The following is a 609-nucleotide window of genomic DNA, read 5'->3' as shown; positions in this document are numbered from 1 at the left end:
TGGTCCATGACCGCGGCCACCGAATTGCAGGTTGTAACCTCGGCCCCCAGACGCTGTAGCTGCCTGGCGATGGCAAAGCAGGCCCTCTGGTTCTCATGGGCAACCAGCGCTCGCTGCCCATCGAGGAGTTGGGGGGAGCGAGTCGCCTTCGATGAGCCCCCGTCCTCCAGGAGCAGCACCCAAAACGAGAACTCGGTGCCGCGCGCGATCTCGCTTTCGACCGCAATTTCGCCCCCCATGAGCTCACAAAGCTGTTTGCTGATGGCCAATCCGAGTCCGGTCCCGCCGGCTTGACGGGCCCGGGAAACATCGAGCTGCGTGAACGATTGGAAGAGCCGTCCGATTTCCGCAGGCGAGATGCCGGGACCCGTATCCCGGACCCCGAATTCCAAGCGCAGGCTATCGCTATGATCATCGCAACGTGCAGCCTTCACCCGGAGCACGATCTCACCCTGCTCGGTGAACTTCAGTCATGGAAGACGCGCATCGCAGAGCCCACACCCGCCAACGGATTTTTGCGCTGGCACGGCGATGTGGAGGCACGCGCCGCAGTGTATGGAAACCGCAACCGATTACGATCGGGCGTCGGCAAGCAGGCCATGCGCAAGC

1 protein-coding gene is annotated in these 609 nt (G+C 62.9%); it reads right to left on the bottom strand.

Annotated features, from left to right (window positions below; translation table 11 throughout):
- The coding region (locus GY725_22825) for a hypothetical protein (protein ID MCP4007024.1) at positions 1 to 470 on the bottom strand (470 nt) is incomplete at its 3' end.
- Between the last annotated feature and the right edge of the window lie 139 nt (positions 471 to 609).

Source organism: bacterium, from assembly GCA_024226335.1.
Classification (GTDB): Bacteria; Myxococcota_A; UBA9160; order SZUA-336; family SZUA-336; genus JAAELY01.
Note: the sequence above shows the minus strand (reverse complement) of the source record. Positions and strands in the feature narration are given on the sequence as shown.